The sequence below is a fragment of the Bacillus subtilis subsp. subtilis str. 168 genome, assembly GCF_000009045.1.
GTDB classification, from domain to species: Bacteria; Bacillota; Bacilli; order Bacillales; family Bacillaceae; genus Bacillus; species Bacillus subtilis.
Window position 1 is genome coordinate 2,246,150 of the sequence record NC_000964.3, and the last position, 23,356, is coordinate 2,269,505.

Consider the following 23,356-nt stretch of genomic DNA (forward strand, 5'->3'; position numbering starts at 1 on the left):
TTTAAGCACCACAAATACATCCTGTTGAATCTCCAGTACTCCACCTTTTACAAAATCTATTTCCGGTACAATCTCCAAAACAACCATTGTCCCCCATCGTTCCACAATGAACTAAGTTTAAATCAACTTCACTCGGTGAAATCCCTAAATATTTTGCAACAATATGTATATATTCTTCCTCCTCCATCGGGGCCCAATAGTTCTTACCATCTATTTCGATAATTTTCCACCCGAATTTAGAATACATGTATTCTGGAATGGATGGCATTTCAGTTTCAAAAAAGACTTTTTCTCCTTTTTCATATACTCTGATTCCATGGATTACTTTCACGATATCTCCTCCAATTGATAATTTGAGCTTAGTGTTAACCATTAGAGAAATTCTATTCAATTCAGCATAAAATCCCTCTTTTATTCAGAATCAAGATTCCTCGTTTGAGGGATTTTGCTTATGTATAAAACAAAGAATCACTTTGTCCCCCGATAAAGACAAAGTGATTTTAAAATTAGCTATTAGGTAAATCTACTTTTGCAGGAGTACTAGTCCACGGTTTGCCCATTTTCTTTTTATGGGCTTTATCTTCAAAAAATTGAACTGTAGCATACTGATACCAACTATCAGTCATTGCTCCTTTTTCGTATAAATCATATTTATAATACGCATCAGGGATTTGTTCTTTTGCCCAATAAGAGAATAAAATAGTGGCAGCCTTACTCCCCCATCCCAAGCCAGGGACAATACCGACTAATGACATTGTAACTGATAACGCATTTTTAGCTGCTTTTGTATGCCCAGATAAAGTCCCCACATAATGGTATCCCTTTTTAGGTTTTGCAGCCTGTGTTGTGAATTCATTTGATTTCAAATTATTGTTTTCATAATTTGTTCTGTTAGCAGCATTTTCATCATACTCAAAGTTTAAGCCTTTTTGTTCTATGCCATCGACTTTTACAGTATGATCATTTCCGTTCATCTGAACTTTGTGAGTTTCATTTCCACTCACATACTCAATTTCAACTAATTTCCCGTTCGATGAAATCTTTTCACTTTTCATTTTGTAATGTAGAGCTAGTTCTTCGTAAGAAGGGGTTGTCTTAGAGTCCTCCTTTGCAGTAGCGTAACCTGCAGGTAAAAGTGAGCCTAAAGTCAATGATGCAGCCATAACACAAGTAATAACTCTTTTCTTTCTCAATTGAAATCCTCCTTGTGTTACACCTTAAGAATCTGAATTACTAAATACTTGCTTAATTTTATAAGCAATTACAGCGAGGTATAAAATTGCAACAAACACTAAAACTCCAGTGCCATAATCAGTTTTTGCAACTAGAAAAAGACTTAACACACCGAAAATAATGTACATTACAATATCAAAGATATTTTTCTTGTTGTTCATTTAAACTCCCCCGTTTAGCAATTGATTCCAGGTGCATATTTGATTGCAGCCCCAGTGTATTAAATACTTACAATTTTGTCCAACCCGAACTCTCTGGCAATATTACTTTAATCATATTGCAAAATAATTTTTTGAATTATTTCAGCACACCTACTCTAACATGATTCTTTTTTGATTTACATAAAAAATCGAAAAATTGAGTCATTTTTCCTTGGAGAATGACTGTGTATAAATCTTAAAAAGGACTATTCATTCATTTTGAAAATTAGAGAAACGTACTCTCAGAAACCTAATTTCCATTAAAATCCTTTGCGTATTTGTCGATAATATGGAGAGGTGATGAAAATGTTCAATAAAAAAGTATTAAAGCACAATCTGGCTGAAATGAATCCTAAAGAATTAATAAAGTTTATCAAGCATGAATTTCCTATTAATGGACAAGATTATCATACACATGCAAGGAAAGTCCAAATAATAAAATCTTTAAGCCCGTCTGAATTATCATCTGCCATTGCAAGGATGGAAGGAATAAAATCGCAATATGATCCATCTAAAACTTGGGGGATTGGAAGTTTGATTTTGGGAACATCGTTTATAGGATTTCAAGTATTATTTGGTGTGAATATATCAAAAATTACTGAGGGAAACCGATTGAATGCATTAATTTACGTATTAATCACAATCATAATTTGCTTATGGACACTTCGTAATATTATAAAAGATAAAGAAAATGCTACAACTGCAGATTATCTCAAAGAACTGCTCATTCAGATAAAATCAGAAAAGAACTAATGATTTCACTTTCCATTTATACAGTTCTCCATGACTGGAAACAATGGTATAATGTAGGAAAATGATACCGGCGGTGGTTGAATGGGATATAAGTTTATGGCTTATGGTGGCTATTTTTTATTCTGTCTTTTCTTTTTGCTAATGGACGGCTGGAGAGGCATGGGAATTTGCTTAATAATTGTAGGTTTAGCCCTATTAGCACTTGAGCCCTATAAAATTAAAGCCCAAAAAAATATAGATAAACTAAAAGAAAATGCGGAAACACTTAAGCACTTCGACGGTGGTTTTAATCCAGACAATTTCTTTAATACTTACAAAACTAAAATTGCATTTAAGGAATCTGATTCCCTTGTGAAAATATATCAGCTTAATAAAGATGAACATATTGAAGAATACACAATCCCTTTTTCCAATGTTATAGAATCCGAAATTGCTTTAGACAATCAAATAATTTCTAAAGTATCAAAATCAGGAATCGTAGCTGGTGGCCTGTTAGCTGGAGGAATTGGAGCTGCAATTGGAGGGTTGTCTGCCTCTTCAATACAAAATGAAATGGTCAAATCTGTCACGCTAAAGATTACTGTTGAAGACCTCGGTAAGCCTATCCATTATATCGATTTTCTCCCCACACAAGAAGTTGAAGGGTATAATATTCAGGGGTATAAAAAAGATAGCAATGTCATTCAACAAGCACTTACGAATGCAGAATATTGGCATGGTGTTATGGATGTAATTATTAAGAAAGCAAACAAAGTCGCTCAATAACTGAGTGGCTTTTTTCTTTGTCCTCTCCCCTACTGAAAGGAAGTGATTCTTACTTGAGTCAAAACCTCAAAATTATACTAACCCCGCAAGCTGATACCTCATCCAAAACTGTCGAACAGTTAAATCAGCAAATTAAATCCCTGGAAAAGAAACTCAACTCCCTCAAGCTCAATACAAACATTGATTCTACAACCTTAAAAGCTCTGCAAGAATTCTCCTCTGCTATCGACACATATCAGAAAAACCTAAAATCCTATAATCAAACAGTTAAAGAAACCTCAACAGTAATTAAGAATGCTGACGGATCAGTTGAAAAGCTCACCCAGCAGTATAAGAAAAATGGTGAGATACTTCAACGTGAAACAAAAATAATCAACAATCGTAATACAGCATTAAAGCAAGAAACTCAAGAGGTTAACAAGCTAACACAGGCCACTGAGAAACTAGGACAGGTTCAAAAAAAGACTGTGCAGAGAAATCTGCAAGGACAGCCAACAAAGGTAGTGCAGAAAAACCGCCACGGGTTCGATGATATTGTTTATACAACTGATCCTAAAACTAATTCGACCTCCTCAAAAACTACAACTAATTATGACCAACAAAGGAGAGCAATTGAGCAGCTTAAGCAAGATTTAGAGAAGCTTAGACAGCAAGGTATTGTTACTGATACGACCATCTCATCTCTTGGCCGAAAAATAAACACAGCTCAATCCGCTCAACAAATTGAAGCACTGCAAAATAGGATAAGGATGTTAGATGATAAATCTGCGGCAGTTGCGAAGAACAATGAATTAAAGAAAACCATTGAATTATATCAGCGACAGGCACAAGTAAATGTTCAAAACCTAAATACACGGTATGGCAGTTCTATGGGCTCTAGTAATAGACAAGCTGTTCAAGATTATTTGAATGCAGTAAATAGTCTTAATGTAAGCACTGGAAGCAATAATATCAGATCACAAATTCAAAGCTTGAATATGCAATTTAGAGAATTAGCCTCCAACGCTCAAACAGCTGCTAATCAAGCCTCTTCTTTTGGAGCAGAACTAACCCAAACCTTCAAAAGCATGTCCACCTATTTAATCTCCGGTTCTTTATTCTACGGAGCTATCTCTGGACTTAAAGAAATGGTATCCCAGGCAATAGAAATTGATACTCTCATGACAAATATTCGCCGTGTTATGAATGAGCCGGATTATAAATATAATGAACTTCTCCAAGAATCTATTGACTTAGGTGATACACTTTCAAATAAAATCACAGATATTCTTCAAATGACAGGCGATTTTGGGAGAATGGGTTTCGATGAAAGTGAGCTCTCCACGTTAACGAAAACTGCCCAAGTTCTTCAAAATGTCTCTGATTTAACTCCCGATGATACAGTTAACACTCTAACGGCAGCAATGCTCAACTTTAATATTGCAGCAAATGATTCAATATCAATTGCAGATAAATTAAATGAGGTTGATAATAACTATGCTGTTACAACTCTAGATCTGGCCAATTCTATCCGTAAAGCTGGTTCAACTGCTTCTACATTCGGGGTAGAGCTAAATGATCTTATTGGTTATACAACTGCAATTGCTAGTACAACACGTGAATCAGGGAATATCGTCGGGAACTCCTTAAAGACAATTTTCGCGCGGATTGGGAATAATCAAAGCTCAATTAAAGCGTTAGAACAGATTGGTATCTCAGTTAAAACAGCTGGTGGTGAAGCTAAATCAGCAAGTGATTTAATTAGTGAAGTTGCTGGTAAGTGGGATACGCTTTCTGATGCTCAGAAACAAAATACTTCAATTGGAGTAGCTGGTATTTATCAATTATCCCGTTTTAATGCAATGATGAACAACTTCTCTATTGCTCAGAATGCGGCTAAAACTGCGGCTAACTCAACAGGAAGTGCTTGGAGTGAGCAGCAAAAGTATGCAGATAGTCTACAAGCTAGGGTAAATAAGCTTCAAAATAACTTCACTGAATTTGCTATTGCAGCTTCTGATGCTTTTATTAGCGACGGATTAATTGAATTTACTCAAGCCGCAGGTTCTTTGCTTAACGCTTCTACAGGAGTAATCAAATCAGTTGGGTTCCTACCTCCCCTTTTAGCTGCAGTAAGCACTGCAACCCTTTTGCTCAGTAAGAATACCCGCACATTAGCCAGCAGCCTAATTTTGGGCACACGTGCAATGGGGCAAGAAACTTTAGCGACTGCTGGGCTAGAAGCTGGTATGACTCGTGCAGCAGTCGCCTCAAGAGTTCTAAAAACTGCTCTTCGAGGGTTGCTTGTTTCAACTTTAGTTGGCGGTGCATTTGCTGCTTTGGGATGGGCGCTAGAATCATTAATTTCTTCTTTTGCAGAAGCTAAAAAAGCTAAAGATGATTTTGAGCAGAGCCAGCAAACCAATGTCGAAGCAATTACGACCAATAAAGACTCCACTGATAAACTAATACAGCAATATAAAGAGCTTCAAAAAGTTAAAGAGTCAAGATCTTTAACTTCAGATGAAGAGCAAGAATACCTTCAAGTCACTCAGCAATTAGCACAAACTTTCCCTGCATTAGTTAAAGGCTATGATTCTCAAGGAAATGCAATTCTTAAGACAAATAAAGAGCTTGAAAAAGCGATTGAGAATACTAAAGAGTATTTGGCTTTAAAGAAACAAGAAACAAGAGACAGCGCAAAGAAAACATTCGAAGACGCTTCTAAGGAAATTAAAAAGTCTAAGGATGAATTAAAGCAGTACAAACAAATAGCTGACTACAACGATAAAGGTAGACCTAAATGGGATCTCATTGCAGATGACGATGACTATAAGGTTGCAGCTGATAAAGCTAAACAAAGTATGCTCAAAGCTCAATCTGACATTGAGAGTGGAAATGCTAAAGTTAAAGATAGCGTCCTTTCAATTGCAAATGCTTATAGTTCAATTGATATCAGTAATACTTTAAAGACGAGTATTAGTGATGTTGTCAACAAACTTAACTTAAAAGATGATTTAGATCCTGAAGAATTAGAAAAATTCTCCTCTTCTTTAGGAAAGCTTCAAGAAAAAATGCAAAAAGCTTTAGATTCAGGCGATGAAAAAGCTTTCGATAACGCAAAAAAAGATCTTCAAAGTCTCTTGGAAACATACTCCAAATCCGATTCTTCTATTGATGTTTTTAAAATGAGCTTCGACAAAGCACAGAAGAACATAAAAGATGGAGATAAGAGCTTATCTTCCGTCAAATCTGAAGTTGGTGATTTAGGTGAGACGCTGGCAGAAGCAGGTAACGAGGCAGAAGATTTTGGTAAGAAGCTAAAAGAAGCTCTGGATGCAAATAGTGTTGATGATATTAAGGCAGCTATTAAAGAAATGTCAGATGCTATGCAGTTCGATTCCGTTCAAGATGTCTTAAATGGGGATATTTTTAATAACACCAAAGATCAAGTAGCTCCTCTCAATGATCTTCTGGAAAAAATGGCTGAAGGTAAAAGTATTTCTGCAAATGAAGCTAATACCCTTATTCAAAAAGATAAGGAACTTGCCCAGGCTATTAGCATCGAAAATGGCGTTGTGAAAATTAACCGTGATGAAGTTATCAAACAAAGAAAAGTTAAACTTGATGCTTATAACGACATGGTTACCTACAGCAATAAATTGATGAAAACAGAAGTTAACAACGCTATCAAAACTTTAAACGCTGATACCTTACGGATTGACAGCCTGAAAAAGCTACGAAAAGAACGAAAGCTTGATATGTCTGAGGCCGAACTGTCAGACCTAGAAGTTAAGTCAATTAATAATGTTGCAGATGCAAAAAAAGAACTTAAAAAGCTTGAAGAGAAAATGCTTCAACCTGGTGGATACTCCAATAGTCAAATTGAAGCAATGCAAAGCGTTAAATCAGCTTTAGAATCTTATATTTCTGCATCTGAAGAAGCCACCAGTACACAAGAAATGAATAAACAGGCACTTGTTGAAGCTGGAACATCATTGGAGAATTGGACAGATCAACAAGAAAAAGCCAATGAAGAAACCAAGACTTCCATGTATGTTGTTGATAAATACAAGGAAGCATTAGAAAAAGTTAATGCTGAGATTGACAAGTACAACAAGCAGGTCAATGATTATCCTAAATACTCTCAGAAATATCGAGATGCAATCAAGAAAGAAATTAAAGCACTTCAGCAAAAGAAAAAGCTTATGCAGGAACAAGCTAAGCTGCTTAAAGATCAAATTAAATCCGGTAACATTACTCAATACGGTATTGTAACCTCTACAACTTCTTCTGGTGGAACCCCCTCCTCAACTGGTGGATCATATTCAGGCAAGTATTCAAGCTACATAAATTCAGCAGCTAGTAAATACAATGTTGACCCTGCCCTTATTGCAGCTGTAATTCAGCAAGAATCAGGGTTTAATGCTAAAGCACGATCTGGTGTAGGTGCCATGGGATTAATGCAACTGATGCCAGCAACAGCAAAAAGCTTAGGAGTAAATAACGCTTACGATCCTTATCAAAATGTTATGGGTGGAACAAAGTACCTCGCCCAACAACTTGAAAAGTTTGGCGGTAATGTTGAAAAAGCATTGGCTGCATATAATGCTGGGCCTGGTAACGTAATTAAATATGGTGGTATCCCTCCTTTTAAAGAAACACAGAATTACGTCAAGAAGATCATGGCCAACTATAGCAAATCGCTCTCATCTGCCACTTCTTCAATCGCCAGCTATTATACAAATAATAGCGCTTTTAGGGTAAGCTCCAAATATGGACAACAGGAATCTGGTCTCCGCTCCTCCCCACACAAAGGAACTGATTTTGCTGCAAAAGCAGGTACAGCAATTAAATCTCTTCAAAGTGGTAAAGTCCAAATTGCTGGCTACAGTAAAACTGCAGGTAACTGGGTTGTTATTAAACAGGATGATGGAACAGTTGCCAAGTACATGCACATGCTTAACACTCCTTCTGTAAAAGCAGGTCAATCAGTTAAAGCCGGTCAAACTATTGGTAAAGTTGGTAGTACAGGGAACTCGACTGGGAACCACCTTCATTTACAGATCGAACAAAATGGAAAAACAATCGATCCTGAAAAGTACATGCAAGGTATTGGAACTTCTATTTCAGATGCGTCACAAGCTGAGGCAGAACGACAACAAGGGATAGCTCAGGCTAAATCTGATCTTCTCTCCCTCCAAGGAGATATCAGTTCAGTCAATGATCAGATTCAAGAACTTCAGTATGAACTAGTTCAATCTAAACTCGATGAGTTTGATAAAAGAATTGGAGATTTTGATGTTCGGATAGCAAAAGATGAGTCAATGGCTAACAGATACACTTCTGACAGCAAGGAATTCCGAAAATACACCTCTGATCAGAAAAAAGCTGTGGCAGAGCAAGCTAAAATCCAACAACAAAAAGTTAATTGGATTCAAAAAGAAATTAAAACAAATAAAGCATTGAACTCCGCTCAACGTGCACAGCTTCAAGAAGAGCTTAAACAGGCCAAGCTAGATTTAATTTCTGTTCAAGACCAGGTTCGTGAGCTACAGAAACAACTTGTTCAATCTAAAGTTGATGAGACACTTAAGTCAATTGAAAAGTCATCTTCTAAAACCCAAGGGAAAATTAAAGATGTCGATAACAAAATTTCAATGACTGAAGAAGATGAAGACAAGGTTAAATACTATAGCAAGCAAATAAAGCTCATTCAACAACAACAAAAGGAAGCGAAGAAATACATTAAGCAGCTTGAAGAACAAAAGAAAGCTGCGAAAGGTTTCCCTGACATCCAGGAACAGATCACTGAAGAAATCGAAAACTGGAAAGATAAACAGAAAGATTTTAACCTTGAGCTTTATAACACCAAGAAGTCGATCAAGGATATCTATAAATCATTGGCTGATGAAGTTGTATCCATCTACAAAGAGATGTACGAAAAAATGCGTGATATTGAGTTAGAAGCGCATCAGAAAGCGACTCAAGACTTGATCGATGAGATAGACAAGACTGATGACGAGGCTAAATTTCAAAAAGAATTAAAAGAAAGACAAGACAGTATTCAAAAGTTGACTGACCAAATTAATCAATACTCTCTTGATGATTCTGAATTCGGAAAGTCAAAAGTCAAAGAACTAACTGAACAGCTTCAAAAAGAGCAGTTAGACCTTGATGATTTTCTAAAGGATCGCGAAAGTAACAAACGGAAAGAAGCGCTCCAAGATCAGCTCGAAAAAGATGAGGAGTCAATCAACAATAAATACGATAATCTTGTAAATGATGAACGAGCCTTTAAAAAGCTTGAGGATAAGATTATGAATGGAAAAATCACCGATATCGCTAAGCAGCTTAATGAGTTTTCTAAGTTTATTAATACCAATATGGAGTCCATTGGAAAAAGTATTTCAAACAACCTGATTGATAAACTCAAAGAAGCATCTAATGCACTGAATACTGCTGTCAAAGGCAACACGACAGGTAAAAAAGTATCCTCTTTCGCTTCTGGAGGGTACACTGGAACAGGATTAGGTGCTGGTAAACTTGCATTCCTACATGACAAAGAACTGATCTTAAATAAAACTGACACAGCCAACATCCTTGATACGGTAAAAGCTGTTCGTGAAACCGCTGTGGACGATTCCCCAAAATGGGGCCAAGGAGTAAAATTAGCAGACCTTATTAAAAAAGGAATTACTTCTATTCCTTCATTAGTTCCTAACGTTAATCAATCAATGTTAACAAACAGTTTAATTCCAAATTTAAAGAAGATTGAGATCCCCTCAAAAACAATTGCTTCTTCTGGAGATAAAACAATTAATTTAACGAATACTTTCCACATTGATAAGCTAATAGGAGGAGAATCGGGAGCGAGATCGATGTTTGAAAGCATTAAAAACGAAGTTGTAAAACTAAATGGTAGCATGTAAGAGTCTGCAAAAGCAGACTCTTTATTTAACTTAACTTGAGGTGGAAACTCATGATTAGAGAAAGTCAATACTTTATGTTCAATAATATCCCTTCTTATGAATTAGGAGCCGTAAATGTAAATACAGAAGGAGGACTTTTAGAGGAGTCGTTTATTGCAAATAGAACAGTAAATGAAACATACACTAGGCTATCTTCAGAACCATATGTAGACAATGTCAAACTTGAGCCATATGAGATCCCATTGAATTTTTACATAGAAAATCATCTAGATGAAAAAAATGTTCGAAGAGTTGCTCGTTGGTTAAATGTAGATGATTATAAACCTCTCTCCTTTAGTAGAAATTTAGACATAATTTATTTTGCCTTGCCAATAAACGCTACAGATTTAGTTCATAACTGTTCTAACGATGGATATGTGAAGCTCACAATGAAGGTATTCCCCTATAAATATGGACAAGAAACAACAACTCATTGGTTTGATGTCACATCAGGTGTTAAGAATATTGAAATTGAAAACATAGGAGATGTGGACATTCCGTTATCTCTTGAATTTAAGAAGATAGGCGACGGTGACATAACTGTTGAGAACTTAACTTTATATAGAACACCTCTGAAGTTTACGGGAATAAAACATCATGAAGTTATCAATGTTGATTCCAATAAAAAATTGATCACTTCAAGTATTTCGGGTTATGAATGTTATGACCAAGTAAATGAAGAGTATGTGATTTTAACAAGAGGTAAAAACAGAATTAAAATAAATGGTGAGTGCTATATTCGATTAAAATACCGATACAAATATTTATAGGAGGATGTATTTTGTTAAATAAGTTTAAACCAGGCGAAATCCTCCTTTCTTTAGCAAAACCAAATAAAAAGAAAATCGCTAATATTGCGGATTTCTCAAATGTATCTCTTAATCTAAGCTTTGCTGATTTAAATGATCTATCTTTTAATATTCCACTCAAAGCCAGGTATAATTTTTTGATGAAGCCAAACCATGTGGCAAAACTAATGCGTGAGTGGTATCTTATCAAGGCAGAATTCTTAAACAGAGTTGAATGGTTTGTGATAACCGGTTTAACAAAATCAGAAAATGAGGAGCAAACAATACAAGTTAGATGTCAAGGACTACCGTACATCCTTCATAAAAACAAAATAAGGTCATATCAAGGAGTTTCAAAGAATCTACAGGAAGTGGCCACTGATTGTCTTAAAGGCACAAGACTCAATATCGGTTATATTGATCCTTCATTTAATGAAAAAAGACGATCATTTGATGTCACTTCAACAAGATATGAGTTTTTAAAAACGATATGGGAAACTTTTGAGGCAGTCCCAGTCTTCGACACTGTAAAGAACACTGTCTCTTTTTATAAGAAAGACACAGTATCCAAGTACAAAGGTGTCCAATTCTCCCCTGAACGATTTATGATTGATATGGAAGATACCATTGATATTGATGAAGTCGTAACACGTTTAAACATCACAGGTAAAGACGGAATTGTGATTAATTCGGTAAACCCTACTGGACAGAGTTACTTGGACGATTTTTCTTATTTTCTATATCCTTTTAAACGTGATAAAAACAGAAATGTAATAACACACAGTGATTACATGGATGATGATTTATGTCATGCGATTTTGGATTATAATGAACTTGTCAATAAAGAAGGCTCTTCTTTCCACCTCCTTTTAAACCAAAAAAGGGATTTAGAAACCCAAAAAACGACTCAAGAAAATAAACTCTTCACTCTTGAAAACATTGAGCTACAGCAAATTTTAGATAAGATAACCGTAGCGAAAAAAGCCGGTGACGACACAAAAGATCTTATTAAACAAAGAGATGCAAAACTATTAGAAGTTACCGCCAAAAAAGCTGAAATATCCAGAATAAACTCGCAAATCACAAACATTTCTCAGGAAATAGAAAAACTAAAAGACCGTTTATCGATGGACAAGTTTCTTGGTGAGGAGCTTAAGAAACAACTGTCTTATTTTATTTTTGAAGATGATTGGACTAATGATAATATTTTTGATGAGACAGAGCTTTACGAAAAAGGGTTAGAGGAACTGAGCAATAGAAACGCTCCCCCTGTTGATATCAGAACGAACATCGTAAACCTATTTAATGTTAATAGCGAAAAGGCATTTTGGGATAGAATATATCTCGGAGATATAATCAGGGTAGTTAATAAGAATTTCAGAACCGATGTCAAAGCAACCCTTTCAGGGATGACTTTCGATTTTGATCAACAGAGTATACAGGTTACACTCTCAAACGGGAAAAGAGCCAGGTCATTGGAACAGGAATTTGCTAATACTTTGTATACAACTAAGAAAGCATCCACAGAGTATAATAAGAAAAAAATTGATTATGATACACTTCTTGTTAATTACAATGCACGTAATGATCGTATCTCATCTCCTGTGGCAAACCCAACTATTCTTAATAACGGAACTGCAATAACACATGTTGTCAACGATAATGGATCGGTTGATATCTCCATTGAATGGCAGTTCCCAAATTCTAAAGAGGATAAGTACAATATTGACGGATTCCTTGTCCACTGTTACTCAGATACATCTTCAGACACCTATATATTTGGATCAAAGATGTCATCTGAACAGTATCTATCGGTTAGCTATGATAAGAGAATCGCAACCCTTACAGGCCAGGTTTCAAATAAGTATTATACGTTTGGAATTCAAGCCTACCGGACTGTTGAAGCGTCTATTGATAGCAGCGGACGTATACTTTCCGACATTATTCAACCCCAATTTCCTTCAGAGAACCCCTACCTCCCCTCTAATTCGGTTGAAGTTAAAGGAAGTCTTAGTGGAAGAGTTAATGGCCTCTATACAATCTCCACGGAAGCTAAGCCAGAAGATCCGGAAAAAGGGACAATCTGGATCAATCCAAAGAACAATAAACAAGAACTATTTAACGGAGAAGAATGGGTTGTCTCATCTGCAGGTTCAGCAGACTCCTTGAATGGTTTTACAGCTTCAACAACGACTTCTCCAAACTCTATACCAGTGCGTAATGAATCAGGGATCATTAGTGGTTCAATAGACGGTAATGCAGAGATGCTAGGTGGACGAGCAGCATCTGATTATGCATTAGCTGAAAACATCCCCATTCCTCCCAAGTTTGCAAAAGGTATTTATACAGGAGACGGCACTCTCAGTAAGCAAATCCCCCTTACCTTTACTCCTGATTTAGTCAAAATAACTCCGATTTCACCTGAAGACAGTCAACTAGTAATTGAAAGCCAATTGGGGGGCTATGCCTATCAAGTTACTTCAACTGGACTTTCCCTTATTGGAGGAGATTTAGGATACGGTGCTTTGGGAAACAATCTATTTGTCACAGGCTCAGATAGTAACTGCAGAGGAAATAAATTAAACGTTAAATATATCTGGGAAGCCTACCAACAAAATTAACGGAGGTGAACTAAACTGGCTGATTTTGCTAAATTATATAATGATCCAATATTAAGTAAAAAGAGAATAGGTTCTGTTGAAGACCCCTATCTAACTTACAATGAAACATTGACAATATTTAATGGAAGAGCACTCCTAACTGAGATTCCGAACAGAGAATTTCGTGTTGAAGTTACTGGGGACAACAAGGAATGGCGAGAGATTGAAGATGGAGAACTTGACGACAACTATTTTAAGGTTGATTACCTTATGGGAGTTGTCTTTTTTAATGCTTCAAATGAAGGAAAATCGCTAACCTTTAATTATAGTGGTGAAGGAGCTTCCTTCTTCCCTGCCTCTCGAATTTGGATAAAACGACAAGGGAATATGGTTATTGAAACTCTTCAAGGACTTATCGATGAAGCTGAAGATACAATAATTCGAATGAATGAACGTATAGCTGAATGTGAACGAGTTACAAAACGATGCCAAGAAGTGACAGCCTGGTGTAGACAGGCTACATCAAATTATGAAGAAGTTGTAGAAAACACAAGAAAAATTTATAAACCATCTGTCTATACCTATTCAGATATTTTCACCTATTACCCAACCCCACAGATTGGTTGGACGGTGACTGTTAAAGAAACAAAAATCGTTTATCGATGGGATGGATTTGAGTGGGTAGATATTGGAACTTCCGAAGTATATGAAGGTTTTAATATACTCCTAAGCGCAACAGAACCATTTAATGCAAATTATATCTGGTATAAGGATGCCTCTTTTTCACCTGAGAAAAAACGAGTTGTTGTTTCAGATACAGCACCAGATTCAGGACAAGTATGGTACAAAACTGACTAAGATCCCCTCCGGGATCTTTTTTATTGGAGGAAAGTTATGGCTGGTTTTTATAGATATGATCAAAATTTAGATAAATATGTTCCGATGCCTGTTGAACTACTAGCTTCAGAAGGAGAAGAATACACCGCTCCTAAGATTACTCAGAAGTTTAATGAAGTAGAAACGAAAACAACAGAAATTTTAAACAAGGTATTAACTGATGACAGATATTTTACAGTAACAAGTTCTTTTAAACAGGATGCCACACTTGGTATTGAGTACTATGTTACAAAGGTTACTCCTAAAACAACCGAAGCTAAAAAAAGTATGGTGCAAAAAACGTTTGCATATGACTTTGAAAAATCCATTGATCCCACATCTTCTTATTTTGGTACAACAAATCGTGAAACAGTTTTAAGTATGGCAAAACGAAAAAGATCTGTTGTTGCAATAAACGCTAGTGGTTGGCGATCAAATGGTGAAGTCATGGGGCTTCAAATTAAAGACGGAGTTCTCTACAAAGATTATGACGCTGCTGGATACACAGGCGCTGAGGCTTGTGTATTTTTTGATGATGGAACTATGAAGGTTTACGGAAACAGAGAAGTTGATGCCGACATCCTAATTTCTAAAGGCGCACGAAACTCTTTTGCTTTTGGCATTTGGCTAGTTAAAGATTCTAAGCCAAGAACGGCTCAAATGACTACATGGGCAGATTTAAATGTTAAGCATCCTCGACAAGCCATTGGGCAAAGATCTGATGGTACACTAGTTATCATTACTGTAGATGGCCGCTCACTTCGATCCAGTGGTATTACAGCTTATGATATGCCATCTTTATTTTTATCTGAAGGCTGTATTAATGCATTTCTTTTAGATGGTGGTGGAAGCTCTCAAACTGCTGTTGAAGGAAAATATATTAATAACATTAGTGATGGCATTGAACGTGCAGTGGTCGATACCTTAACAATTTCATATCCTGATGACGATACAGATAGCAGATTTTTTGAAGTTCAAGAAGGAAGAGGTTTGGCAACAAGTCTAAACAGACGTGTAGAGTTTATTGAATCCAAGCCTACTTGGAATGTATTAGATTTAGGCTTCTCACCAGATGGCTTAATCGATAATACAGCTAAGTTTAAAAAAGCCCTTAGTGATTTATCTGAAAAAGGTGGAGGGAAACTACATTTTCCGAAAGGTACATATTTAATCGGTAAGCAGAATACAACTAGCGCTAGTGAAAAAATTGAACTCCCTTCAAATGTCTCAATTGTTGGTGAAAGACGATCCTACACTAAACTCCTTCGAAATCCAAATCACTCACTTGATGAATTGTTGCGAATCACAGATCACAATTATATAGAAGGCATTGAAATTGATGGCAATAGCAGTGTAAATAAGAGTAGCTGCCGATTGATCGCAGGTGGAAATATAAAATCATTTAAAATGAAAGACTGCAGCTTGGTTAATGCTACAGACCGAGGAGTGAGTATTCACGGGATCGGCAAGTCTATAACGATTGAAGGAATGTATATTTCCAATATAGCCAACGAGTGCATCAACGTTGCTGAAGGAGAAATTATTAAACTAATTGACTCTGAGATCACATTTAGCGGTACTGCCCTTTGGGTGGGTAATGCTGCAAATATCTTCACTAAGAATAACCTCGCAAAATCCTTAAAAACCTTCGTCCGGTACAAAAACTCTCAAAATGCAATTTGTTCAGGAAACATTATCACTAATAATATTGATCGCGCAATTTGGGGATCTGTAAGAGAAGCTGTTTTCTCTGATAATGTTTTCAAGCAATGCCACTCTGATTATCACCTTTACTTTATTCAAGAAGACACTGGAACAAACGATTTAATTGTAACTGGAAACTCAGTTTATAGTGATGTTGAAGGAACAGCTTTCATTAGAACTCCATCAGATATAGACAGAAGACGAGTGTCGGGTAACGTAGGTAATATACCTAGCTTGAACTTGGATTAAGAATAAAGGAACAATAAAGGTGGTGGTTACGTTCTAGATAAAATATAGATTTTATTCAAAATACATACTTGAAAAACAGAGATAACAAGAGCATACGTGAGATAAAGAGAGATTGGGTTTAGTCCCCTTCTCTCTTTTTTGTGCTCAAATTTAATTATTAGGTGGATAGATGGCAAGAAAGATATCAGATTATCATTTAAAAAAACGTGAAGAAACTCAAAAGAAATTTATTGATTTATTAGCTCAGAATAACTACATTCACATTTCTGGAGACATGGTAAATTCGAAAACAAAGGTGAAAGTCAGATGTCGACATAATCACACATGGCAAGTAAACTACGAACACTTTAAAAAAGGTACTCGTTGTCCAGAATGCAGGATAATTGAAGGCTCCCTTAAAAAAAGGCTTAACATAAGTACTGTGAAAAGTAGATATGCCCTTAAAGGCTATGAGATTTTAAGCACCTATAAAAACTGTCATTCTAAACTAAAAGCTAAGTGCCCTGAAGGACATATATGGGAGCACCTTCCCAGCAACTTCTTTAAAGGTGAAGAGTGTTTTCAATGTAAAGGTGCTAAAAAATACACTGTTGAATGTGCACAAGCAGCTTTTTCTGATCGTGGGTTTATCCCTTTATTCGATACATACCATCACAATAAAGAAAATCTCCCTTTTCTATGCAAGGAACATATAGACTTAGGAGTTCAATACGCTCCACTTCATAACATGGTAAGAGGTTTAGCAAACTGCAGAAAGTGTTATTTACTTCTTTTCACAGGCGAAAATAGCTCTAGATGGAAAGGCGGTATTTCTTCGTTAAATAAAACTTTAAGAGAAGCTGTTTATGAAGTTTGGACGAAGCCCTCATTAGAGAAATATTCATTTAAATGTGCAATAACAAACTCTACAAAAGACCTTCATGTGCACCACTATAAAAAGAATTTTAGCGAGATTGTTAAAGAAGCACTGAGCAATTTAAGTTTTGAACTCTAAAATTGGCGACTTTACTGTCAATGAGCTTGAGCAAATTAAAAATGAATGTGTAAGACTTCATTTAAATTATGGACTCGGAATCCCTCTAACTAAGAAAATCCACAATCTTTTCCATGAAATTTATGGAACATCCAACAATAATGAGATTCAATTCAACGAGTTTCGAAATCGCTATGAAAATGGTGAATTCGAGGCTCTTTTTAATTAGAAATTAAGGAGATGTTTTTATGTCAGTTTTCACTAATAGCTACATTCCAGTCAATAAGTATACTAGACCAGGTTTGAAATTACAGGGTGTGAAAAAATGCGTCCTACACTATACAGCCAATCCGGGTGCAGGTGCAGACAATCATCGAAGATACTTCAGTAATGCACAAGTTTATGCATCAGCTCACATTTTCGTAGATAAGGCTGAAGCAATTTGTATCATTCCATTAAATGAAGTAGCTTACCATGCAAATGATATTCAGCAAAGAGATAGTGCCGGAAATCCTTATCGAGGAGTTGCTGCGCTGAAACCTAACGCTAACTTTCTTTCTATTGGAGTTGAAATGTGCCTTGAAAAAGACGGTTCATTCCATTCAGATACAGTTGAAAGAACTGAGGATGTGTTCGTTGAATTATGTAATAAGTTTGGTTTAGATCCTATTGATGATATTGTTCGTCATTATGACATCACCCATAAGAATTGCCCTGCACCATGGGTATCTAACAGCCAAAAATTTGTAGACTTTAAAAATCGAGTAAAGGCAAAAATGTCAGGCAAATCTGTTTCAAAAGCTTCTCCAACTAAACCAACAACCTCCTCCCCTTCCTCTTCATCAGCAGTAAGTGGTTCACTAAAATCAAAAGTTGACGGACTTCGCTTCTATTCAAAACCATCTTGGGAAGATAAAGATGTTGTCGGCACAGTAAATAAAGGCATCGGATTTCCTACAGTTGTAGAGAAAGTTAAAGTTGGATCTGCCTATCAATACAAAGTTAAGAACTCAAAAGGCACTACATATTACATCACTGCTTCTGACAAATATGTTGATGTTACAGGATCAGTTAAAACCTCTTCCTCTGCCCCAAAAACAACATCAACTTCTTCAAGTTCCTCATCTATTAAATCCGTAGGAAAAATCAAAATTGTCGGTGTATCAAGCGCTGCAATCGTAATGGACAAGCCTGATCGAAATAGTTCTAAAAATATTGGCACAGTTAAGCTTGGAAGCACTATTTCAATTTCTGGTTCAGTTAAAGGTAAAAACAATTCCAATGGCTACTGGGAAGTTATTTATAAAGGTAAACGTGGATATATCTCGGGACAGTTTGGATCAACAATCTAATTATATTCAATTTTCTCGGAGGATGTTTATTGATCAATATGTTTCAGTAAATATCCTTTTCTATGGTACTAAGGTGGTGAACATTTTATGGAAATGGATATAACACAATATTTAAGTACCCAGGGGCCATTTGCTGTTTTATTTTGTTGGCTACTTTTCTACGTAATGAAAACTAGTAAGGAAAGAGAGTCGAAACTTTATAATCAAATCGATTCTCAAAACGAAGTACTGGGTAAATTCAGTGAAAAGTACGATGTTGTAATTGAAAAGCTAGATAAAATCGAACAAAATTTTAAGTAGGAGGAATTCAATGTTTGAGAATATTGATAAAGGCACAATTGTTAGGACTCTTTTGCTCGCAATAGCTTTACTCAATCAAATAATGGTGATGCTGGGTAAAGCAGCATTCATCATTAACGAAGAGGACATAAATCATTTATATGATTGTTTATATACAATTTTCACTATCGTCTTCACAACCAGTACTACTACCGCAGCATGGTTCAAAAACAATTACATAACTGCAAAAGGAAAAAAACAAAAACAAGTTCTAAAAAAAGAGAACTTGTTTAAATAGCTTTTTTCGGATTACCTGTGTAACCCTCCCTCTTACAAGGCGGGTTACTTCTTATTCAATTATATACATGTTGATTTTGTTTTAATTTCTTGCTTTTGATAATTAATTTCAGTCCTATACCAAATATCAATGCAAAACATACTGAACTCATTAAGGGTAATGTAATAAAGCCTAGATACTCTACTTCAATTTTTGCGCAGCTGTTGGTTCCAATTTCACATACGACACTTTTGCTTTGTGTAAGTTGGATAATATAATGATAAAACGCAATAATCAATCCAATTGATGAAAGGAAAACAACATAAAATATCGAATTAAGATCTTTTTTTAATAAGCCTATTAGTAAGATAATAGGTATAGGATATAGAAATATTCTTTGATACCAACATAGAACACATGGTTTGAAATGCATGATCTCACTGTAGAATAAACTAGCCATTGTGCCAAAGAAAGAGAGAAAAAACAGTAATAAAAAAAATGATTTTACATATCTTGTATTCATACTTCAATTCCTTTCAGGACGTGTTCAATATTGTGGAGTGAGTTGGCAAGATATTGTTTAATTTCTTTTTTCATATTATCATTTTTAATTTCCCCTGATATTTCTTTTACTCTTTCCCAATTTTCGAGTTGAATATTAAGGCTTATTAAAATTCTTTTAAAGTGATCTTTTGTTGTATTTATAGCACTGTATCTCTCGTCTGTAAGAGCTTCATCAATCATATTGCTTAAAGAAGTAAGTTTATTTTGCATATCTACTAACAAAATTGCAGATCTAAAGTAATCAACATCAACACATCTTGGATATTCAGTTTCCAATATATCCAAATATAAAGTTAAGTCAACATAATTATTTCTCTGCAATAATAAAGTACATAATAGCACTAAAGCATCTATAAAATGTCTTTGATCATTAAATTTTTTATAGTTGTTTATTGATTTTTTCAGATAATCAATTGCTTCTTCATCTTTATCAAGTAAATGTAGTTCTCTGCCGAAAAAGAATAACCATTTTGGGTTTTCGGGCTCCAATCTTAACATTTCTTCTGTGAGATTTATATTCCTTCGTGTTTTTGATTTTATATTATTCTCTGAAGGATTATATCCATTATGGTAAACCTTAAGGTTCACAATGAAATTAAAAGGTAGACTATGATTATAATTCATAGGTTCTTCATGCACTTTCCCATGAAATTTAACTTTACCATTGAGCCGAAACATTCTTCGTGTATCAGAATATAGATGTCCAGTATATTCTTCTATATATGGACTAACTACACAATCAATAGAAAAAAACTCTAAAACTCTAGCTACTTTAGCTATTTTCCCTTTGTTTTCTTTAGAGTATAAATTATCTGCATCAATAAAATAAATCCATTCGGAAGTAGCATACTCTATAATTTTATTTCTAGCATAGGAAAAATCATTCTTCCACTTTTCATATTTAATTTCAACATCAGGAAAATCACATTTAATAATATCAACGGTATCATCAGTGGAGTATGAATCTAGAACAATAATCTCGTTAAAATCATCTTTAACACTATTTAAACACTTTTTAATTCTCTTGCTTTCGTTATAAACTATAATACCGCATGTTATTGTAGGAGTATCTGATTTTTCATAACCTGCAACCAAAGATTGAATTGACATCACATCAATATCTTTTTCATATTCCATTATATTAACCAACAATGACAAATCTGAATACAATAAAGAATCGGCATAGCCTTTCTTTAATTCCAAATAAATATCACTCAGTTTCATTATCTATCACCATTTTTATCAAAGAACTTTTCTATTTGGCTTGCACTTCTATAGCCCTCTAACCGATCTTTTTCTTTGCCATCTTTGTAATAGAGAATCGTTGGAGTTTTATTCAAATTATATTTATCTAAAAATTCAGTGTTATAATTTTCCTTTTCTTCAATATTTAAAGCCTGTACTTTTAACTTTTCTTTTTTAATTACTTCATTTAACTCAGGTTTTATTTCTTGACAAGGAGGACAACTTGTCTCATAAACATAAATAAATTTAGGTTTTTTAGAGTCTACTTCTTTTTGATATTGAGTTAAATTTATATCATTATAAAAAGGTTTTTCGCTACCTGTAGAAACATAAACGAAAATACTAATGGCTGCTGCTATTAAAACAAGAAATAAAACAATCCACTTTTTCATATAGAATACTCCTTATTTTCCGAGTAGCTCGACTCTATAATCCTATTGTTTCTGAATACTAATTTTTTATTGTATTTGAAGTTACTTGGGTCATTATGAGTTATAAGAATAATTAAACAATCCATCCTGTGTAAGGTTTCATAAATCAATTTTGTGTTATCCGGATCAATGTTAGATAATGACTCATCTAAAATTAATACTTGTGGTTGATGTAAAATTGCTCTTGCTAATGCTAACCGTTGTTTTTGTCCTGTAGATAGATTGGAACCGTTTTCAGACAATTTATAACTGTACTGCTTGTCCAAGTTACAAATGAATTCATGGCATTGGGACATTATACACGCGTTTTCAATTTCGTTCTGATCAAAAATCTCTCCCATGCAAAGATTCTCTTTAATGGTTCCCTTAAAAAGAAAAGGATTTTCGTCAATATATACAATCCTTTTTCTTATTGATAAATGATCGTATCGATTAATATCTAATCCATTTAAATAAATTGACTTATCGGGTACTTTATACAATTTAGACAAACTTTTTGCAAACGTACTTTTTCCAGTACCACTTTCTCCAATAATAAGGACTTTATCCTTTCTGTCTAATATTAAATTAATATCTTCAACTATATAACGCATTGGGTCTGCCCCAATATTAAGATTAACTGTTTTGATATTCTGAATAAAATCAAGTTCAGTTAAATTCTCATTGCTATCTTGCTGAACTGGATAGTTTACTACGTCAAAAAATCTTATGGAAGCAACATGTGCCTGCTGAAGATCTGATTGCATACTCAATATACGATCTAGTGAACTTAGCAAAAAGGCTGCTAATGTGTTTATAAATAGCAGTGTACCCAAACTCATTGAATCATTTAGAACTTGTCTTGTCCCAACCCATAGGATAATTATTGTAAAAGAGTTTTGAATTAATCCTTTTAGTATTTCATTGCTAATAACTGCCTTTGCTACACTAAAGGTTGAATTTAATTGTTTATCATATGTAAGATGAAATTTTTCTAAAAAAAACGAGGTTTTATTTAAAGAATAAACAGTTGTCATATTCTTCAGAAAATTAATTAAAAGAGAGGTAGATTTAGCCTTATCCTCCATCAGTTTTTGATTTTTCTTTTTAAGATGATCAAAAAACAAAATCGCTAGACATGAAAGTAGCAAAATCGGGAGAATAATTGTTAAGAAAAGAATGTTATTTGTTCTATATAAAATAACTCCTAATCCCAGTATTAAAATTATATCAATTATTGCAGTAACAAAGTTAGCACTAAAAAAGTCTTTAATATATATACCATCATTGAATCGAGAAATTACCTCTCCATCTTCTCTGTTTTCAAAAAAATTAATAGGTAATTTTGTTACTTTATTAAAATAAACATTTGACATCTCTTTATCAACTTTGTAAGACAATTTTATTATCAAATATGATCTTACAAAATCGAAGATGCACCTTATTAAGACCATACTTATGAATATTAAAGTGATTGTGATTAAAGATTCTCTTAAGCTTCTTGGGATAATTAGGTCAACTAGAAACTTTATATAAAACGACCCAGCTACAGCAAGACCCACAACGAACAAGGAAGTCAATAAAATCACAAAAACGATCAATTTATTTCTAAAAAGTATGTCCTTAAAAAAGTAAGAATGTTTTTTTTGATCTTTTTCTTTTTCAGGAATTGACTCTTTGTCAATTTCTAATATAAAGTTTGTGAATTTACTTTCAAAATCCTCTTTTTTTATTTTAGTTATTTTGTCTTTATCAGGATCACTAACAAGTAAATAGTTATTTCTAATTTCGTATATTGTTATGTAATGTCCATATTCCTCCCCTTCTAACAAAGCTATACAAGGGAGCTTTATTTGTTTTAGGGCTTCGAATGTCTTATTTTCTTGCAATTCAAGTGGCCTAGTTTTTATCCCCATCTTCTTAAAAATAACAATTAAGTCTCTTAAACTATAGCCTTCCTTATCCCCAATTAGGTCTAGTAAGAAATCAATTCCATAGTTAAGGTTATGAAACTTTAAAATTGACGAGATACAAGCTAGTCCACAATCATGACTATTAAACTGTTTAGTATGAACATATTTCTTTTTCTTATTCAATTTCAATCCCCGCTTTAAATATGAGGGAATATTTAAAATATT

General features: G+C 34.6%; 19 protein-coding genes. 12 read left to right on the forward strand and 7 right to left on the reverse strand.

The genetic code is table 11. The annotated features are described in order from the left end of the window. Window position 1: 1 nt before the first annotated feature. The 3 genes from yozP to youB all read right to left on the reverse strand — a co-directional run bounded on the left by yozP (window position 2) and on the right by youB (window position 1,394). On the reverse strand, window positions 2–331 hold the full coding sequence (yozP, locus tag BSU_21310) for a hypothetical protein; phage SPbeta (RefSeq protein NP_390014.1): 330 nt from the start codon (window positions 329–331) through the stop codon (window positions 2–4). 175 nt (window positions 332–506) lie between these two features. Beyond that, window positions 507–1,193 (reverse strand): conserved exported protein of unknown function; phage SPbeta, encoded by a 687-nt coding sequence (gene yomL / locus BSU_21320; protein ID NP_390015.1) that lies wholly within the window; start codon window positions 1,191–1,193, stop codon window positions 507–509. Between the two features lie 24 nt (window positions 1,194–1,217). Beyond that, window positions 1,218–1,394 carry a conserved phage protein of unknown function; phage SPbeta gene (gene youB / locus BSU_21329; protein YP_003097752.1) on the reverse strand — a complete coding sequence of 59 codons (177 nt, stop codon included), beginning with the start codon at window positions 1,392–1,394 and terminating at the stop codon, window positions 1,218–1,220. A gap of 345 nt (window positions 1,395–1,739) precedes the next feature. Here youB and yomK point away from each other — a divergent pair, with 345 nt between their 5' ends. The 12 genes from yomK to bhlB all read left to right on the forward strand — a co-directional run bounded on the left by yomK (window position 1,740) and on the right by bhlB (window position 19,020). Beyond that, window positions 1,740–2,186, forward strand: a complete 447-nt coding sequence (gene yomK / locus BSU_21330) for a conserved protein of unknown function; phage SPbeta (RefSeq protein NP_390016.1) — start codon at window positions 1,740–1,742, stop codon at window positions 2,184–2,186. Between the two features lie 81 nt (window positions 2,187–2,267). After that, the gene (gene yomJ / locus BSU_21340) at window positions 2,268–2,951 is read left to right on the forward strand and encodes a protein conferring self-immunity to the host; phage SPbeta (RefSeq protein ID NP_390017.1); all 684 of its coding nucleotides are present in this window, start codon (window positions 2,268–2,270) and stop codon (window positions 2,949–2,951) included. Window positions 2,952–3,004: 53 nt separating this feature from the next. After that, entirely contained in the window at window positions 3,005–9,862 is a 6,858-nt protein-coding gene (gene cwlP / locus BSU_21350; protein NP_390018.2) for a lytic transglycosylase; SPbeta phage protein, read from the forward strand. 50 nt (window positions 9,863–9,912) lie between these two features. Then, entirely contained in the window at window positions 9,913–10,671 is a 759-nt protein-coding gene (gene yomH / locus BSU_21360) for a conserved protein of unknown function; phage SPbeta (protein ID NP_390019.1), read from the forward strand. 11 nt (window positions 10,672–10,682) lie between these two features. Then, complete coding sequence (gene yomG, locus BSU_21370; protein ID NP_390020.1) at window positions 10,683–13,310, forward strand: putative DNA wielding protein; SPbeta phage; 2,628 nt, start codon at window positions 10,683–10,685, stop codon at window positions 13,308–13,310. Between the two features lie 15 nt (window positions 13,311–13,325). Then, complete coding sequence (gene yomF / locus BSU_21380) at window positions 13,326–14,147, forward strand: conserved hypothetical protein; phage SPbeta (protein ID NP_390021.1); 822 nt, start codon at window positions 13,326–13,328, stop codon at window positions 14,145–14,147. A 36-nt stretch (window positions 14,148–14,183) separates the two neighbouring features. Continuing rightward, window positions 14,184–16,118 (forward strand): putative glycosyl hydrolase; phage SPbeta, encoded by a 1,935-nt coding sequence (yomE, locus tag BSU_21390; protein ID NP_390022.1) that lies wholly within the window; start codon window positions 14,184–14,186, stop codon window positions 16,116–16,118. Window positions 16,119–16,287: 169 nt separating this feature from the next. Beyond that, window positions 16,288–17,112 (forward strand): conserved protein of unknown function; phage SPbeta, encoded by an 825-nt coding sequence (gene yomD, locus BSU_21400; RefSeq protein NP_390023.1) that lies wholly within the window; start codon window positions 16,288–16,290, stop codon window positions 17,110–17,112. After that, window positions 17,102–17,320, forward strand: a complete 219-nt coding sequence (locus tag BSU_21409; RefSeq protein YP_009513969.1) for a hypothetical protein; phage SPbeta — start codon at window positions 17,102–17,104, stop codon at window positions 17,318–17,320. Before yomD ends, BSU_21409 begins: the two co-directional genes overlap by 11 nt. Window positions 17,321–17,339: 19 nt before the next feature. Continuing rightward, window positions 17,340–18,443 carry a bacteriophage SPbeta N-acetylmuramoyl-L-alanine amidase gene (blyA, locus tag BSU_21410; protein NP_390024.1) on the forward strand — a complete coding sequence of 368 codons (1,104 nt, stop codon included), beginning with the start codon at window positions 17,340–17,342 and terminating at the stop codon, window positions 18,441–18,443. Window positions 18,444–18,530: 87 nt separating this feature from the next. Further along, complete coding sequence (bhlA, locus tag BSU_21420; RefSeq protein NP_390025.1) at window positions 18,531–18,743, forward strand: holin-like protein; bacteriophage SPbeta; 213 nt, start codon at window positions 18,531–18,533, stop codon at window positions 18,741–18,743. A gap of 10 nt (window positions 18,744–18,753) precedes the next feature. Further along, window positions 18,754–19,020 (forward strand): holin-like protein; bacteriophage SPbeta, encoded by a 267-nt coding sequence (gene bhlB, locus BSU_21430; protein NP_390026.1) that lies wholly within the window; start codon window positions 18,754–18,756, stop codon window positions 19,018–19,020. Between the two features lie 55 nt (window positions 19,021–19,075). On the opposite strand, the gene bdbB is transcribed toward bhlB, so the two are convergent. The 4 genes from bdbB to sunT are packed head-to-tail and all read right to left on the reverse strand — an operon-like array spanning window position 19,076 to window position 23,314. Then, on the reverse strand, window positions 19,076–19,522 hold the full coding sequence (gene bdbB, locus BSU_21440; RefSeq protein NP_390027.1) for a thiol-disulfide oxidoreductase B; bacteriophage SPbeta: 447 nt from the start codon (window positions 19,520–19,522) through the stop codon (window positions 19,076–19,078). Beyond that, window positions 19,519–20,787, reverse strand: coding sequence for a sublancin glycosyltransferase; phage SPbeta (gene sunS, locus BSU_21450; protein NP_390028.1), 1,269 nt, complete (start codon window positions 20,785–20,787; stop codon window positions 19,519–19,521). The genes bdbB and sunS overlap by 4 nt, the downstream gene beginning before the upstream one ends. Beyond that, window positions 20,787–21,200: a bacteriophage SPbeta thiol-disulfide oxidoreductase gene (bdbA, locus tag BSU_21460; RefSeq protein ID NP_390029.1), complete on the reverse strand. Its 414-nt coding sequence runs from the start codon at window positions 21,198–21,200 to the stop codon at window positions 20,787–20,789. Before bdbA ends, sunS begins: the two co-directional genes overlap by 1 nt. After that, on the reverse strand, window positions 21,197–23,314 hold the full coding sequence (gene sunT, locus BSU_21470; RefSeq protein ID NP_390030.1) for a sublancin 168 lantibiotic transporter: 2,118 nt from the start codon (window positions 23,312–23,314) through the stop codon (window positions 21,197–21,199). The genes bdbA and sunT overlap by 4 nt, the downstream gene beginning before the upstream one ends. Between the last annotated feature and the right edge of the window lie 42 nt (window positions 23,315–23,356).